This is a genomic window from Streptosporangium amethystogenes subsp. fukuiense (assembly GCF_042665875.1).
In the GTDB taxonomy this organism is placed as follows: domain Bacteria; phylum Actinomycetota; class Actinomycetes; order Streptosporangiales; family Streptosporangiaceae; genus Streptosporangium; species Streptosporangium fukuiense.
In genome coordinates, this window is record NZ_JBHTEE010000001.1 from 3,063,129 (window position 1) to 3,077,961 (window position 14,833).

Consider the following 14,833-nt stretch of genomic DNA (forward strand, 5'->3'; position numbering starts at 1 on the left):
TAATAGACGGGCGACCGACTACAATGTCAACGGATTCCGTTCGGGAGGGAACCGAGTTGCCAAAGATCGTCGATCATGGAGAGCGCCGCGAGGAGGTCATCGAGGCCGCTCGCCGCATCATCCTGCGCGAGGGCATCGAGGCCGCCACGACCAGGGCGATCGCCAAGGAGGCCGGCTACTCCAACGGCGTGCTGACCCACTACTTCGCCGACAAGGACGACATCATGCTGTCGGCGCTGCGCTCCTCGCACCGGCGCATCGTGGAGCGCCTGCGCGGCAAGCTGGCCGGCCTCACCGGGCTGGCCGCGCTACGCGAGCTCCTCCTCGACAACCTGCCACTGGACGAGGAGCGCACCCGGGAGAGCGGGCTGGAGGTCGGCTTCTGGGGTCGCAGCATGACCAGCCCGGCGATGCTGGAGGCGCAACGCGCCGAGGCCGAGGAACTGCGCTACCTGGTGCGCAGCCTGCTCGGCGCCGCGGTCGCCGGTGGGGAGATCTCCACCACCGAAGACCTCGACGACGTGACCGAGCGGCTACTCGCCCTGGTCGACGGGCTGAGTGTGCACCGCCTGCTCTACCCGGACAGGCTCGGCACCGCGCGCCTGGAGCGGGTGCTCAACGCCGAACTGGACCGCCTGCGTCCCACCGGCGCGTAGCGCCCGGCCCCGTGCCCGCTCGGCTCCCGGCAGGTACGCTCAGGGAGCCGAGGCCCCGGTCCGGGGCGCGGGCGGAGCTCAGGCCAGCAGGGTGTAAAGCCGGTCGGCCACCCCTCGCGCGGTGGGCCGCTTGGCCACGTCACCGAGGCATGCCTGGACCAGATCCGACAGCTCGGGCTCCAACCCCGGATCGATCGACGGCGGCGTGCTGTACACCTTTCGCAGGGTCAGCAGCGGGTCGTGGGTGGGCAGTTCCCCGTAAAGCCCGACGCCGCTCACCGCCCAGTGCAGCGTCGCGCCCAGCGACCACACGTCGCCCGCGGGGGTGGGCGTCTCCCCCTGCAGCAGCGTGGGGTCGGTGAACTCCACCGAACCGATGTCCCCCATCCCGGTCACCGTCACGCCCGGCGTCAGCACCTGCGACAGGCCCAGGTCGGAGAGCTTGCCCCCGTCGTCGGCGAGCAGCACGTTGCCGGGGCGGATGTCGCGGTGGACGATGCCCTCCTCGTGCAGTGCCTGCGCCGCGTGGGCGACGCAGGCGATCGAGCGCAGCACCCGCTCACGCGACGGCCGCTCCGCGGGATGCGCCAGCGAGCCGTCCGGCAGGTACTCCATCGAGTAATAGAACACCCCGCCCTGCTGACCGGCGTCGTAGAGCCGCACCAGATACGGGGAGCGCACCGCGGCGAACGCCTTCAACTCTCTCGTGGCCCGGCGGAAGGCGTCCTTCCCCGTACCCCCCACCACCTTCACCGCGACCAGATCCACCTCGATGGGTAACCGCTCGGGCCTTTTCGCCAAGTAGAACTCACCGTGATTACCGGCTCCCAGCGACCGGATGAACTCGTAATCGGCGATGCCTTCCACAACGGTCTCCCTCCATGCCTGCGCAACGTTCGCGACGACATCCCACACACGGTAACGTCGCCTTCGCCATTCTCGGGGCTTTTCTTTGCATACGGAAAGCGTGCTCGCAAGTGCTGCACATGGATCTGCTCCTGCTCGACCTTGTCATCGTCCTCGCGGCCGCGCGGCTCTTCGGAGCGCTGGCCAGATGGCTCGGCCAACCTCCGGTCATCGGCGAGATCGTGGCCGGCATCCTGCTGGGACCCACCCTGCTGGGCCCCCTGATCGGCGACGAACTGTTCGGCTCCGAGATGCGGCCCCCGTTACAGGCCCTGGCCAACGTCGGCCTGGTGCTGTTCATGTTCGTCGTCGGCCTGGAACTGGACCAGAAGCTGGTCAGGGGCAAGGGACGGATCGCGGTGACGGTGGCGCTCGGCTCGACCGTGGTGCCGTTCGTCCTGGGCTGCGTGCTCGCGCTGGCCATCGCGGGTGAGCACGTGGGAGGCGACAAGACCCTGCCGTTCGTGCTGTTCATGGGCGCGGCGATGGCCGCCACCGCCTTCCCGGTGCTGGCGCGGGTCCTCACCGACCGGGGAATGCAGCGGATCACGCTCGGCGGCCTCGCCCTGGCCTCGGCGGCCGTCATCGACGTGCTCGCCTGGACCGTCCTGGCGGTGGTGGTGGGCATCGCGGGGGCCGGAGAGTCCGAGGGGCAGTGGAAGGTCCTGCTCGCCCTGCCGTACGCACTGGTGATGTTCCTGGTCGTCAAGCCCCTGCTGGCTCGGCTGGTGCCCGCGTACGAGAAGGCCGGGCGGCTGACGCCCGGCCTGCTCTCCCTGGTGCTCCTCGGCCTGATCGGATCGGCCTGGGCCACCGAGTGGATGCACGTCCACTTCATCTTCGGCGCGTTCGTGTTCGGCGCGGTGATGCCCCGCGAGGGGGCGGAACGGCTCAACCACGAGATCCTGGAGCGGCTGGAACAGCTCGCCGTGCTGCTGCTGTTGCCGATGTTCTTCGTGGTGGCGGGACTCAACGTCAACCTGCGCGAACTCGACCTGTCCAGCCTCGGCACGCTTTCCGCGATCCTGGTCGTCGCGATCGGCGGCAAGCTGCTCGGCTCCTACGCCGCCGCGCGGACCCAGCGGCTGCCCAACCGGCAGTCTTGGGCACTGGCCTCCCTGCTCAACACCCGAGGGCTCACCGAGATCGTCATCCTCACCGTCGGCCTGCAGAAGGGCGTGCTCGACGACGAGCTCTACTCGCTGATGGTGGTCATGGCCCTCGTCACGACCGCGATGACCGGTCCGCTGGTGCGCAGGATCTACCCCGACAGGCGGGTGGCCCGCGACATCGCCGAGGCCGAACGTGCCGCCCTCGGCGTGACCGCCGCCCACCGGATACTGGTGATCGTGCCCGATCCACCCGCCGAGCAGGCCCCGTTGGTCGGCCTGGCCACCACCCTGGCCCTGTCCAGATCGCCGTCCGAGGTGGTCCTGGGCCACCTGCGCCCCTACCCGGCAGGCCGCCTGGAGGTCGGCAGCGGCCTCTCCTCGGAGCTGGCCGAGCTGGCCGAGACCCTCCACGATCTGGAGGCGCTGGCCGGCAGTGCCCGCGAGCGCGGCTCGGAGACCAGGGTGGTGAGCCGGTTCAGCGCGGATGTGGCAGGTGAGTCGCCGGAGCTGGCCGCCGGCGCCCGAGCCGACCTGCTGGTGCTGCCCGCCGGTGTCCCCGGCTATGCCGCCGTGCGTGACGGCGCGGTCTGCCGCGTGGTGACCGTGTCCTTGCCCGTGCCGGAACAGTCCGAGCCCGGTTCCGAGCCGGGGCCGGTCGCGGTACGTTACGGCTCCGGTGACGACGCGGCCGCGCACGTGGCGCTCACCCTCGCGATGCTGTGGAACCGGCCACTGATCGTCACCGGCGGGAACCGGGCCTCAGCCCTGGCCCAGCGGCTGTCCAAGCTCGGCGTCGCGGCCGCCGCGGGTGCGATCCCCGGGAACGCACTGGTCGTGGCCGCCGACACCGGGACCGCCCCGGAGGGCGCGCACCTGCTGGTCCGCGCCGAGCAGGATCCCGACCCGGTCGACTGGGCCGAGGCCGTCTCCGCCCTGCGCGCCCCGGCCCCGCGGCTCTGAGCGCGAGCGACACGGCAAAGAGCCGGGTGGTACGGCCGTGGCCGCACCACCCGGAAACCACCCGGAAGGCGTTCTCAGCTGTTGCGGTGTGACTCGTAGCGCATGGTGCGTGAGACGCCGATCCGCACGGTGGTGCCGGGCATGATGGTAACCGGCTCGTTCGGCGGGATGTCGTAGAAGTTGGGGTCACCGGGCGGCTGGATCTGGGTGCCGTTGACAGATCCCAGATCGACCAGGTTGACGTCCCAGCCGTCCAGCGCCACCCGCAGATGCCGGCGGGAGACCGAACCGTCGGGGCTGGTGACCTTGGCCGGACGCACAGAGCCGTCGGCCACCTCGGGTGCCCGCTCAGGGTCGCGGCCCACCAGATAGTCGGTGTCGAGCCGCAGCGTGAGGCCGTCGTCCAGGAGCAGGACCCCCAGCGGCGGGCGCGGTCCCTTGTAGGGAACGAGGGTGCGCTGGACCAGTGCGATACCGCAGACCGCACAGTAGGGCACGCGAGGGTCGTTGAAGTGGTCGTTCTTGCAGTCGACCCCGTAGACCAGCGGCCGCGCCTCGGGTTCGGCCCCGGAGCTCGGCGCGGGCCCCGGCGGCTCGGCCGCGCCGGGCGTCAGCAACTCGTACTCGAACGGCTGGTCGCGGACGTCGACGGGATCCCCGCCCATCCCGCTGGCCCTGGCCGTGTCGATGTCCTCGTGACGGACCTCTTCATGGTGGACCATCGCGGGGGCGGGTCCGGTGGAGGGCATCTGCCCCTGCGGTGAGGCCCCGGGAGGCGGCTCGGAGTGCCACGCCTGCGGCTGCGGCTCCATCGGCGGCGGGGCGGTGACCGGCGGATAGGGATCCGCCGGTCCCATCGGATAGGGCTCGGCCGGGCCCAGCGGGTAGGGCGCCGGCGGGGCGCCCTCCGGTGGGGCCGACCGCTCGGGGGGCGCGGGCATCGGGGTGGGCGCGGGAGCCACGGGCTCCATCCGGGGCGCCTGGTGGACCTGTGACGCGGCGGGCTCCATCCGCGGCATGGCCTGCGGGGCGGCCCCCACCTCCGTCAGGTCGCACCAGACGCCGCCCGCGACGATCACTCCGGCGTCCAGCCGGGACAGCGGGTGCGCGGCCCCGGCGTCGGGCAGGCTCAGCTCCACCCGGGTCACCGGGCCGGGAACCAAGCGGTCGGACCAGGTGAGCGCGTCGCGCCCGGCGAGCTGGATCTCACCGGCCGCGCCGGTCACCGCCGCGAATGCCGGACCGCTGACCAGGACGGCCACTCCCCCGTTGACCGGACCGGCGACGGCACACGCCACCGGCTCGCCTATCACGACGGCGAGGATCTGGGCGACACGGCGGGCCAGCGACCGGCCGTCGCCGCCCGAGGCCGCGGTCTCCCGCAGCGCCCCCAGCAGATCCTCAACGACGGCCTCGGCCGCGTCGCACACCAGCAGCAGGCCGCCCACATAGGCCACCAGCCCGTTGCCCGGAAGCGGACGCACCACTCCGAAGCCCTGGTCGGTCACAGAACTCTCCCTCCCCGGAAACGCCACCGGATGAACGGCACCCGCATGGGACCGTTCGTCACCAGCCAGATGCATACCCAGACGACGGTGAAGTGCGTCCAGAAGGCGGCCGGCGGGACCGGATCGATAACATCGACTGCACCGGACCGTAGCAAAAAGTACAGCACAAGGCCTTCGGGCACGAGCGTCAGCAGCCCGAAGAGGGTCGGCCAGTCCTTCTCCCATCTGAACTGCATCAGGAAGTGATATATCAGCTCCCAGACGATCCCCAGCACGCCTACCGCCGCGAGGACCAGAAAACCGTTGAGGTAGCGCTCGGAGAGCGGCCCGGAGGAGCCGGGAAGCACCGGCACGATCAGCAGGGTGATGATCGCGCCAACGGTGGCGAGCATGAAGAGGCGCGTCTGAATACGGCCCCACAGAGTCGGAACCACGGGGGACTACTCCTTACACCGACGAGTTGAAGGCCCACTTGAACCACTGCGAGGTCGAGCGCAGCGGTCCCATCTTCTTGACGAACCCTCGCCTTGCCAGGTCGTCGGCTATCTCCTGAGCCGCGATCTGCAGGCCGAGGAAGGTGTCGACGCCCGGGAAGTAACCTCCGAGCGTGGCCGATCCCGAGGCGTAGAGGGCGCCGTCACCGTTGGCCGTCCCCTTCACCTCGAAGTGGCGCTCCACCTCGAGCCTGCCCACCGGATTGCGGAACGCCCCGCCGTGCTGGAGCAGGTCCGCGAAGATCCGATGCTCGGCGATGTCGGCCTCCAGGCCGGTGCAGTCGATGATGTAGTCGGAGACCGGCTCGCGGACGATGCCGTCGCTGCTGCGCACGTAGCTGACCAGCCGCCCGTCCTGGCCGTGCTCCACACGGTCGACGGTGCCCTGCACGGGGTGGTAGTAGCCGCCACTGCGCCCCGCACGCATCTGCTCCTGCCAGCGCCGCCGGTAGGGGGTGTTGGTGCCGCCCATCTGCTTGTACTTCTTCGCCCGGTCGGCACCCTCGAGCTTGCGCATCTGCGCCTTGAGCTGACCGCCCCACACCGACTTGGGGTAGTTGAAGCCCTGGTAGGCCCAGCCGTCCCCGCCCTTGCGGCGTGACCAGATGTGCGGACCGTGGGAGCCGCTGACGAACGTGCGGAAGATGTGGATGATCTGGGTCTGCAGGCCGTACCGCTCCCGGTCGTCGAACAGCCGCTGGAGCACCCGGGAGGCGACGATGCCGCCGCCGCGAATGACCACGGTGCCCGGCCTGGTCTTCAGGAACTCGTAGACCTGCTCGTGCGGCTCGTAGGCGTTGACGACGTGCTGGTAGTCACCGTGCTTGGTCCGGAACTCCTGCAGGTCGGGCAGGAACTTCAGGCCCGGGTAGCCGATCGCGATGTGCACGAAGCGCGAACGGAAGATGATGCGCTTGGTCGCCGCCGCGCCGTCCGGCGGGGTGACCACCGTGAAGTAGCCGCCCCCGGCCCGGCGGCGGACCATCCGCACCTGCCCCTTGACCAGCATGTCCCAGTAGTTGATGCGTTTGGCCTCACGCTCCAGGTTCTCGAAGACCGTGCCCGCGCGCGGGGTCCAGTAGTCGTTCAGGAGCGGCTCGGTGAGGATCTGCCACAGGTACGACGGTTTCTTCTCCTTCCACGCCTCTTCCAGGGCGTAGGAGGGGAACCCCCACAGATTGTCCGGGCGGGAGGAGGAGTCGGAGCGGATCCGCTCCCCACGGGGGATCTGCGAGCACCTGGTGAGGAACTCGTAGGTCTGCCATGGGTGGTCGATATTGGAGACCACCCGCATCTGCGAGGTGGGGACGCCGTAAATCCTCAGATAGTCGAGCGTCACGAAGGAGCCCATGCCGCCACCGACCGTGAGGAACGGGATGTCGTACATGGGTATGCCCGCGGCGGCGACCATCTGGTCGGTCCACTCGGACGCGCCGAGAAGATCCGGCGTCAGATCGCCGGCCGGAGCCGGCGTGTGGGGGGGTGCCAATTGACGTCCCTTAAGCTACATGGCCAGCCAGTTCACTAGCCAAAACCCTAGTCCTGGTACGAGCCGAAAACGAGTAGGACAAACAGGGATGATTCTCCCTGGCCGTCCCGTCTTCGGCGAGTATTCAGTGAGACGCCTGCAAGTGACATGTGGTTCGCTTAAACTCCGCTGAACACTCGATTCACGTCAGACGTCGCGAGCACGCCGAAGATCTCGCCACCGCGCTCCACCAGGAGATACTCACCCGCCGGGGACTCGCGCATGGCGTCGATCAACGGCTCCCCCTCCAGGTCTGCGGCCAGTACCAGCGACGGTTCGAGGCTGCGCGAGAGCGAGCCCGTCGTCACCCAGGGGCGGCGGCTCTCCGGGGTGGCCTCCACCGCGACCTCGTTGACGATGCCCGTGGGGTGACCCTCGTGGTCGACGACCACCATCGCCCCCGCCTGTGCCTCCGCCGCCCGGCGCAGGGCCTCGGCCAGCGGCACGTCACCGGTGACCGCGATGGCCCTCCTGGCCAGGGCACGGGCGTTGACATTGGGGATGCGGGCGCGCACCCGGGCGCCGCGCAGCGCCTGGGTGGCACCGAACCAGATGAAGGCGGCCAGCAGCACCGACCAGGCGAACGTCATGTCCGGCGCCGACCCGGTCGCCAGCGCCAGCCCGATGGGGATCGCGACCAGGGCCACGGCCAGCCCCCGGCCCGCCCAGGCCGCGGCGACCGTGCCCGTACCGGGCTTGCGGGTGATTTTCCAGACGCCCGCGCGGAGCATACGCCCCCCGTCGAGCGGCAACCCCGGCAGCATGTTGAAGACACCGACGATCAGGTTGGCGAACCAGAGCTGGAAGACCAGGACGCCGGGGATCGTGCCGGGGTCGATGATCCGGGAGGCGGCGAAACCGAGCGCGGCCAGGCCGAGCGAGAGCAGGGGGCCCGCGAAGGCCACCATGAACTCCCTGCCGGGCGTCTCCGGCTCGCGTTCGATCTCCGAGACGCCGCCGAGCAGGTAGAGCGTGATGCGCCGGACCGGCAGGCCGTACATCCTGGCGACCACGCAGTGCGCCAGCTCGTGCAGGAGCACCGAGACGTAGAGCAGCACCGCGAAGACGAACGCGACGACGTACGTGATCGGGACGCTCAACTCGGGCAGCCAGAAGGCCACCACACCCTGGAACGAGTAGGTGATGAACGCCGCCACGATGAGCCAGGTCGGCGAGACGTAGACCGGAATGCCGAACGGCCGGCCCATCCGCAGCCCTGAACTGTCCCGGCGTGGGCTGTCGCTGCTCACCGCTGGCTCACCACTCCTCGTTCAACCCGTGTTCAATCCACCCTCAAGCCTCGATGGTACGCGCCGCCGGCCCACTGGCAGACGCCACGAGGGCACCTCGGGCACAAACTGTCGTCACTGTGACCTACAGTGCGGTCATGTCGCTGACCGAGCCCACGATCATCGGAGCCCTGTCGCCGTCGCGGGCGGGTGACTTCATGACGTGCCCGCTGCTCTACCGTTTCCGGGTGGTCGACAGGCTCCCCGAACCTCCGTCGCCGGCCGCCGTGCGCGGCACGATGGTCCATTCCGTGCTGGAACGGCTGTACGACCTGCCCGCCCCCGGTCGTACGGTCGCCGCGGCCCAGGACCTGCTGGAGCCACAGTGGCACCGGCTGCAACAGGAGGATCCTTCGTATGCCGACATGTTCACCGGTGACGACGACCGCGCCGAGTGGCTGGCCCAGGCCCGCGTCATGCTGGAAAGTTACTTCGCCCTTGAGGACCCCACCTGCCTGGAGCCCGCCGAACGGGAACTCTACGTGGAGGCGGTGCTCGGCAGCGGCCTGATGCTGCGGGGCTACATCGACAGGCTGGACGTGGCACCCGGCGGCGAGGTCCGCGTCGTCGACTACAAGACCGGCAGCGCCCCGGGGCCCGCCTTCGAGGCCAAGGCGCTGTTCCAGATGAAGTTCTACGCGCTGGTGCTGTGGCGGCTGCGCGGCTCGGTGCCCCGCCTGCTCCAGCTGATGTATCTGGGAGGTGGCGGCGAGGTCCTGCGCTACGCACCCGACGAGGCCGACCTGCTGGCCACCGAGAGGAAGGTCCAGGCCCTGTGGCAGGCCATCGAGCGGGCGCTGGAGACGGGTGAGTGGCGTGCCAGGCCCAGCAGACTGTGCGGCTGGTGCAGCTACAAGGACCTGTGCCCGGAGTTCGGCGGCACTCCCCCGCCGGTGCCCGAGCGCCAGCCCGGCGACACCGTCCGCAGCAACCGCCGCCCCGCCAAGACCTCAAGGGCCGCCACCGACGAGCTGTAGCGGCTGTGTCGATCGCGCCACCGCGCGTCACGGCGAGGACGTCTAGGCCCGCCCCAGGAAGACCCCGCCGGGACGCGCCGGCGCTGCTCCCTCCCGAGGGACACCCGTGAGGCCGCGCCGGGGACTGGACCGAGGAGGGCGGGGTCGTGAGGAACGAACGGCCCCGACCGACGAGGGAAGGACCCGGACAAGAGCGGCCGAACCGCGACGCGCCAGCGTCGCAATTGAACACTGTCCTACGTGGGGATGAGGAGGATATCCGCCTGTGGCAGGGTGGCCGGGCAGGAAGGGCACCTAAGTTGGTTGTGTGCGCAACACCATCGGTAGCCTGCGGGCCTGGTTCCGCGAGCATCCGCTGATCCCTGATCTGTTCCTCGGGGGGGCGCTGGCGGCCGCCGCAGTTCCCTTCGCCCACGTCTCCCAGGTTTTCGGCGACCCGGCCCGGCTCGGGGGGCCGGACGCGATGAGCCTCGGACTGATCGTGACCGGTTGCCTGTCGGTGGCGCTGCGCCGCCACTGGCCTTTCCTGCTGCTCTGTCTGGTCTGCCTGATCGAGATCACGCTGGCCGCGGCGGAACGGAACCCCTCCCTGCTCTGGCTCGCCGCCCTGGTGCTGGTCTACACGATCGCCGTCCGGCGCGGCCTGGCGGTCAGCCTCTGCGCTCCCGCGCTGGCCCTGACCGGCCACTTCCTGTCCGCGGCGGTCGGTGGCGGGCTTGGCGAGTGGAGTACCCACCTGCTGATGGTCGTCTTCGCCGTCTCCCTGTGGATCGCCGGCCGGAACGTGCGACTACGCCGGGCCTACCAGGCGGAGCTGCACGACCGGGCACGGCGCATGGAGCATATCCGGGAGGTCGACACCCGGGCGGCCAGGGCCGAGGAGCGCTCCCGCATCGCCCGTGAGCTGCACGACGTGGTGGCCCATCACGTGAGCGTGATGACCGTCCAGGCAGCCGCGGCACGCCGGGTGCTGGCCGGGAACCCCGAGGGGGCCCGGGAGGCCCTGTCCGCGATCGAGGAGCTGGGCCGGACCGCGATGTCGGAGATGCGCAGCCTCGTGGGCGTGCTCAGGACCGACGCGGCGCCCGCCGAGCGCAGTCCGCAGCCGGGGATGCGGGAGATTCCCGCCCTGGTCGACCAGATGCGCGAGGCGGGGCTGCCGACACAGCTGTGGATCGAGGACGAGCGCGGGACCACGGGGGCGCTGCCGCCCGGGGTCGACCTGGCCGCGTACCGGCTGGTGCAGGAGGCCCTGACCAACAGCCTGCGGCACGCGGGGCCGCGGGCACGAGCCTGGGTGACGGTGCGGCACGAGTCAGGTGAGCTGGCCGTGCGGGTCACCGACGACGGCCTCGGCCAGGAAGCGGGTGAACCGAGCGAGAGGGTGACCGGTCACGGCCTGGTGGGCATCCGCGAGCGCGTTGCCCTCTATGGTGGACTTCTGAGGATCGGCCCACGTCCCGAGGGCGGATTCGAGGTTGATGCCCGGTTCCCCCTCAAGGACACATGATGACGATCAGAGTGCTGCTGGTGGACGACCAGCCACTCCTGCGCACCGGTTTCCGCCTGATCCTCGAGGCCGAACCCGACCTCACCGTGGTCGGCGAGGCGGGGGACGGCAAGACCGCGCAGGACCAGTCGCGGGCACTGCTGCCCGACGTGGTGCTGATGGACATCCGGATGCCGGGCGTGGACGGCATCGAGGCGACCCGCCGGATCGTACGGGAGGCCGCCGGAGGTGCGCACGTACCCCGGGTGCTGGTGCTGACGACCTTCGACCTGGACGAGTACATCGTGGAGGCGCTGCGTGCCGGAGCCAGCGGCTTCCTGCTGAAGGACGTCCCGCCGGAGGAACTGGTGCAGGCCATCCGGGTGGTGGCGGCCGGCGACGCCATCGTCGCACCGAGCATCACCAGGCGGCTGCTGGACAGGTTCGGCGCACATCTGCCGGCCCACCGGCAGTCCACCCCCACTCGCCTGGAGCGGCTGACCGAGCGTGAGCTGGAGGTGCTCAAGCTGATCGCCAAGGGCATGTCCAACGCGGAGATCGCCGCCGAACTGGTGGTGAGCGAGACGACGGTCAAGACCCACGTCGGCAACGTGCTCACCAAGCTGAGCCTGCGCGACCGCGTCCAGGCCGTCGTCCTCGCCTACGAGACCGGCCTGATCACCCCCGGCTCGCCTCCCTGACCCGATACCCGGCGCGAACGGGCCCGTCCGCGCACCGGCCGGTCACCACGGCGAGTGCGCGGGCCCGGGCCGGGGATCGATCAGTCCGAGACGGCCTGCAGAGGCGGCTGCTCCTTGGGGGCGTTCTCCGGGAAGTGACAGGCCACCTGGTGGCCCGCCGCCAGCTCTGTCAGCGGCGGTTCCACGGTCTTGCAGATCTCCTGGGCCTTCCAGCACCGGGTGTGGAAGCGGCAGGCGGGCGGCGGGTTGAGCGGGCTGGGCACGTCGCCCTGGAGGCGGATGCGCTCGCGCCCCTCACGCCGCTTGACGTCCGGGATGGGGACCGCGGACATCAGCGCGGTGGTGTAGGGGTGCATGGGCGACTCGTACAGGTTCTTACGATCCGCCAGCTCGACGATCTTGCCGAGATACATGACCGCGACCCGGTCGCTGATGTGCCGGACCACCGACAGGTCGTGCGCGATGACCACGTAGGTCAGGTCGAGCTCGTTCTGCAGGTCCTCCAGCAGGTTGACGACCTGGGCCTGGATCGACACGTCCAGCGCGGACACCGGCTCGTCGGCGACGATGAGCTTGGGCTTGAGCGCGAGCGTACGGGCGATGCCGATGCGCTGGCGCTGGCCACCGGAGAACTCGTGCGGGTAACGGTTGTAGTGCTCGGGGTTGAGACCGACCAGGGCGAGGATGTCCTGGACTTCCTTCTTGATCCCCTGTTCGGTCTTGATCCCCTGGATACGGAACGGCGCGCCGACGATGGCACCGACCGTGTGTCGGGGGTTGAGCGAGGAGTAGGGGTCCTGGAAGATGATCTGCACGTCGCGCCGGAGTGGCCGGATCTTGGACTGCGACATGTGAGTGATGTCGTGGCCCTCGAAGACCACCTTCCCGCCGGTCGGCTCGATGAGCCTGGTGATCATGCGACCCGTCGTGGTCTTGCCACAGCCGGACTCGCCCACCAGGCCGAGGGTCTCCCCCTTGAGGACGTCGAAGCTGATCCCGTCGACCGCTTTGACCGCACCGACCTGGCGTTTGAGCAGGCCCTTGGTGACGGGGAAGTGCTTCTCCAGCCCTTGCACTGACAGAATTGGCTCGGTCACAGACTTTCCGTTCGTCGAACGCGCGTCCGGAGCAACAGGCTTGTCGGCTCGCTCGCTCACGAGGGCTCCAGGTTCACTTTGATCTCGTTCTCCCAGATGTCCCGTTTGACCTCGTGGGACAGGTGGCACCGGACCAGATGGCCGCCGTCGCTCTCGAGCAGCTCGGGCACCTCGGTGCTCGACCTTCCGTCGGTGCGGTCGGCATAGGCGCAGCGCGGGTGGAAGGCACACCCGGTGGGCACGTTGATCAGCGAGGGAGGACTGCCCTTGATCGGCAGCAGCCGTTCGGTCCGTTCCCGGTCCAGGCGGGGCATCGATCCCAGCAGGCCCCACGTGTAGGGATGTTCGGGCCGCTCGAAGATGTCCTCCGCGGTGCCGTACTCGATGCCCTTTCCGCCGTACATCACCAGGATGTCGTCCGACAGCTCCGCGACGACACCCAGGTCATGGGTGATGACGATCAGCGCGGCGTTGAAGTCACGCTGCAGGTCGCGCATCAGGTCCAGGATCTGCGCCTGGACCGTCACGTCGAGAGCCGTGGTCGGCTCGTCCGCGATCAGCAGTTCCGGGTCGCAGGAGAGCGCCATGGCGATCATCGCACGCTGGCGCATGCCGCCGGAGAACTCGTGCGGATAGCTGTCGACGCGCTTTTCCGGCTGCGGGATGCCCACCCGGCCCAGCATGTCGATGGCGTGCTTGCGCGCGACCTTCTTGCTGACCTGGTTGTGGATCCGGTAGGCCTCCACGATCTGCGCGCCCACCGTGTAGAAGGGGTGCATCGCCGAGAGCGGATCCTGGAAGATCATCGCCATCTTCTTGCCGCGCAATGTCCGGACGTGATCCGCGGAGGCGGTGACGAGTTCCTCGCCGTCCAGCCAGATCTCACCGGAGATCTTCGCCCGGCCGCCCTTGTGCAGGCCGAGGATGCCCAGCGAGGTGACGCTCTTGCCGGATCCGGACTCGCCCACGATCCCGAGCGTCTTGCCGCGCTCCAACTGGAAGGAGAGCCCGTCGACGGACTTGACCAGACCGTCGTCCGTCGGAAAGTGGATCCGCAGGTCCCTCAGTTCGAGAAAGCTCGACGGAGCGCTCATCCCAGCCTCACCCTCGGGTCGACCACCGCGTACAGCAGGTCGACGATCAGACTGGCCAGCACGACGAAGAGCGCCGCGACCATGGTGACACCCATGATCTTCGGAAGGTCGTTCGTCACGATGGCCTGAACGGCGTAGTCGCCGATGCCCTTCAGCGAGAACGTGCTCTCGGTGAGCACCGCGCCACCGAGCAGCAGGCCGAGGTCCAGGCCGAAGATCGTCAGGATGGGGGTCAGTGCGGCGCGCAGGCCGTGTTTGAGGACCACCCTGGACTCCTGCATGCCCTTGGCCCTGGCCGTGCGAATGTAGTCCTCGCTCATGGTCTCCAGCATTCCCGCCCTGGTCAGACGTGCGTAGGAGGCGGCATAGAGGAATGCGAGAGTGATCCATGGCAGCAGGAGATTGTAGGCCCATTCCACCGGATTCTCCAGGAACGGCGTGAAACTGCCGCCCGGCGCGGTGATGCCCAACCCGTAGCTGAAGATGACAAGGGAGACGATACCGGTGAAGAAGATAGGCAGGGAGACCCCGGCGAGCGCGATGCTCATCGCCGCCCGGTCGAAGATCGTGCCTTTTCGCAGTGCGGACAGCACACCTGTCGCGACACCGCCGAGTAGCCAGATGACCGACGCGCCCAAGGCGAGCGAGAGGGTCACCGGGATGCGATCCACCAGGTCGGGCCAGACCGGCTGCCTCTTGATGAAGGAGTAGCCGAAACAGGGAGCGGGGCACTTCTCGATGGCGGCGCCGGTGTCGAACTCCGAGCCGACGAAGACGCCTGAGATCCAGCGGCCGTACTGCACGGGAATCGGGTCGTTGAACCCGAGTTTTTCCGCCGTGACCGCGATCATCTCCGCATTGGCGGATCTGCCCATGTAACGGCTGGCGAAGTCCTCAGCCGTGGCGCCCGCGATACGGGGAACCACGAAGAAGATCGAGAACGTGACCATGCTCACGATGACGAGCATGAGCACCGCGCCGATCAGGCGCCGGATGATGTAAGTGACCACAGTCCCCCCGGC

The 14,833-nt window shown here is 69.2% G+C and carries 13 protein-coding genes; 5 read left to right on the plus strand and 8 right to left on the minus strand.

What is annotated here, in order from left to right:
• Positions 1–56: 56 nt before the first annotated feature.
• Complete coding sequence (locus tag ACFQVD_RS13355; protein ID WP_343961167.1) at positions 57–656, plus strand: TetR/AcrR family transcriptional regulator; 600 nt, start codon at positions 57–59, stop codon at positions 654–656.
• A 78-nt stretch (positions 657–734) separates the two neighbouring features.
• Here ACFQVD_RS13355 and ACFQVD_RS13360 read toward each other — a convergent pair whose 3' ends face one another.
• Positions 735–1,523, minus strand: a complete 789-nt coding sequence (locus ACFQVD_RS13360) for a serine/threonine-protein kinase (protein WP_343961165.1) — start codon at positions 1,521–1,523, stop codon at positions 735–737.
• Between the two features lie 119 nt (positions 1,524–1,642).
• Here ACFQVD_RS13360 and ACFQVD_RS13365 point away from each other — a divergent pair, with 119 nt between their 5' ends.
• Positions 1,643–3,634, plus strand: a complete 1,992-nt coding sequence (locus tag ACFQVD_RS13365) for a cation:proton antiporter (protein ID WP_343961163.1) — start codon at positions 1,643–1,645, stop codon at positions 3,632–3,634.
• A gap of 74 nt (positions 3,635–3,708) precedes the next feature.
• Here ACFQVD_RS13365 and ACFQVD_RS13370 read toward each other — a convergent pair whose 3' ends face one another.
• From ACFQVD_RS13370 to ACFQVD_RS13385, 4 genes are all read right to left on the minus strand, one after another.
• Complete coding sequence (locus tag ACFQVD_RS13370) at positions 3,709–5,142, minus strand: FHA domain-containing protein (RefSeq protein ID WP_343961161.1); 1,434 nt, start codon at positions 5,140–5,142, stop codon at positions 3,709–3,711.
• On the minus strand, positions 5,139–5,576 hold the full coding sequence (locus tag ACFQVD_RS13375) for a hypothetical protein (protein WP_343961159.1): 438 nt from the start codon (positions 5,574–5,576) through the stop codon (positions 5,139–5,141). Before ACFQVD_RS13375 ends, ACFQVD_RS13370 begins: the two co-directional genes overlap by 4 nt.
• A gap of 13 nt (positions 5,577–5,589) precedes the next feature.
• Entirely contained in the window at positions 5,590–7,125 is a 1,536-nt protein-coding gene (locus tag ACFQVD_RS13380) for a hypothetical protein (RefSeq protein WP_343961157.1), read from the minus strand.
• Positions 7,126–7,283: 158 nt separating this feature from the next.
• A complete protein-coding gene (locus ACFQVD_RS13385) occupies positions 7,284–8,372 on the minus strand; it encodes a site-2 protease family protein (RefSeq protein ID WP_343961221.1) in 1,089 nt (362 codons plus the stop codon).
• A 179-nt stretch (positions 8,373–8,551) separates the two neighbouring features.
• Here ACFQVD_RS13385 and ACFQVD_RS13390 point away from each other — a divergent pair, with 179 nt between their 5' ends.
• The 3 genes from ACFQVD_RS13390 to ACFQVD_RS13400 all read left to right on the plus strand — a co-directional run bounded on the left by ACFQVD_RS13390 (position 8,552) and on the right by ACFQVD_RS13400 (position 11,620).
• Positions 8,552–9,430, plus strand: a complete 879-nt coding sequence (locus ACFQVD_RS13390) for a RecB family exonuclease (RefSeq protein ID WP_343961155.1) — start codon at positions 8,552–8,554, stop codon at positions 9,428–9,430.
• Between the two features lie 307 nt (positions 9,431–9,737).
• Positions 9,738–10,940: a sensor histidine kinase gene (locus ACFQVD_RS13395; protein WP_343961153.1), complete on the plus strand. Its 1,203-nt coding sequence runs from the start codon at positions 9,738–9,740 to the stop codon at positions 10,938–10,940.
• Complete coding sequence (locus tag ACFQVD_RS13400; RefSeq protein WP_343961151.1) at positions 10,940–11,620, plus strand: response regulator transcription factor; 681 nt, start codon at positions 10,940–10,942, stop codon at positions 11,618–11,620. The genes ACFQVD_RS13395 and ACFQVD_RS13400 overlap by 1 nt, the downstream gene beginning before the upstream one ends.
• Positions 11,621–11,700: 80 nt before the next feature.
• On the opposite strand, the gene ACFQVD_RS13405 is transcribed toward ACFQVD_RS13400, so the two are convergent.
• Genes ACFQVD_RS13405 through ACFQVD_RS13415 form a run of 3 tightly spaced genes read right to left on the minus strand, consistent with a single transcriptional unit; the run spans position 11,701 to position 14,821 of the window.
• Positions 11,701–12,717 (minus strand): ABC transporter ATP-binding protein, encoded by a 1,017-nt coding sequence (locus ACFQVD_RS13405; protein ID WP_343961148.1) that lies wholly within the window; start codon positions 12,715–12,717, stop codon positions 11,701–11,703.
• Positions 12,718–12,773: 56 nt separating this feature from the next.
• Positions 12,774–13,811, minus strand: coding sequence for an ABC transporter ATP-binding protein (locus ACFQVD_RS13410; protein WP_343961145.1), 1,038 nt, complete (start codon positions 13,809–13,811; stop codon positions 12,774–12,776).
• Complete coding sequence (locus tag ACFQVD_RS13415; RefSeq protein ID WP_343961143.1) at positions 13,808–14,821, minus strand: ABC transporter permease; 1,014 nt, start codon at positions 14,819–14,821, stop codon at positions 13,808–13,810. Before ACFQVD_RS13415 ends, ACFQVD_RS13410 begins: the two co-directional genes overlap by 4 nt.
• Positions 14,822–14,833 lie beyond the last annotated feature (12 nt).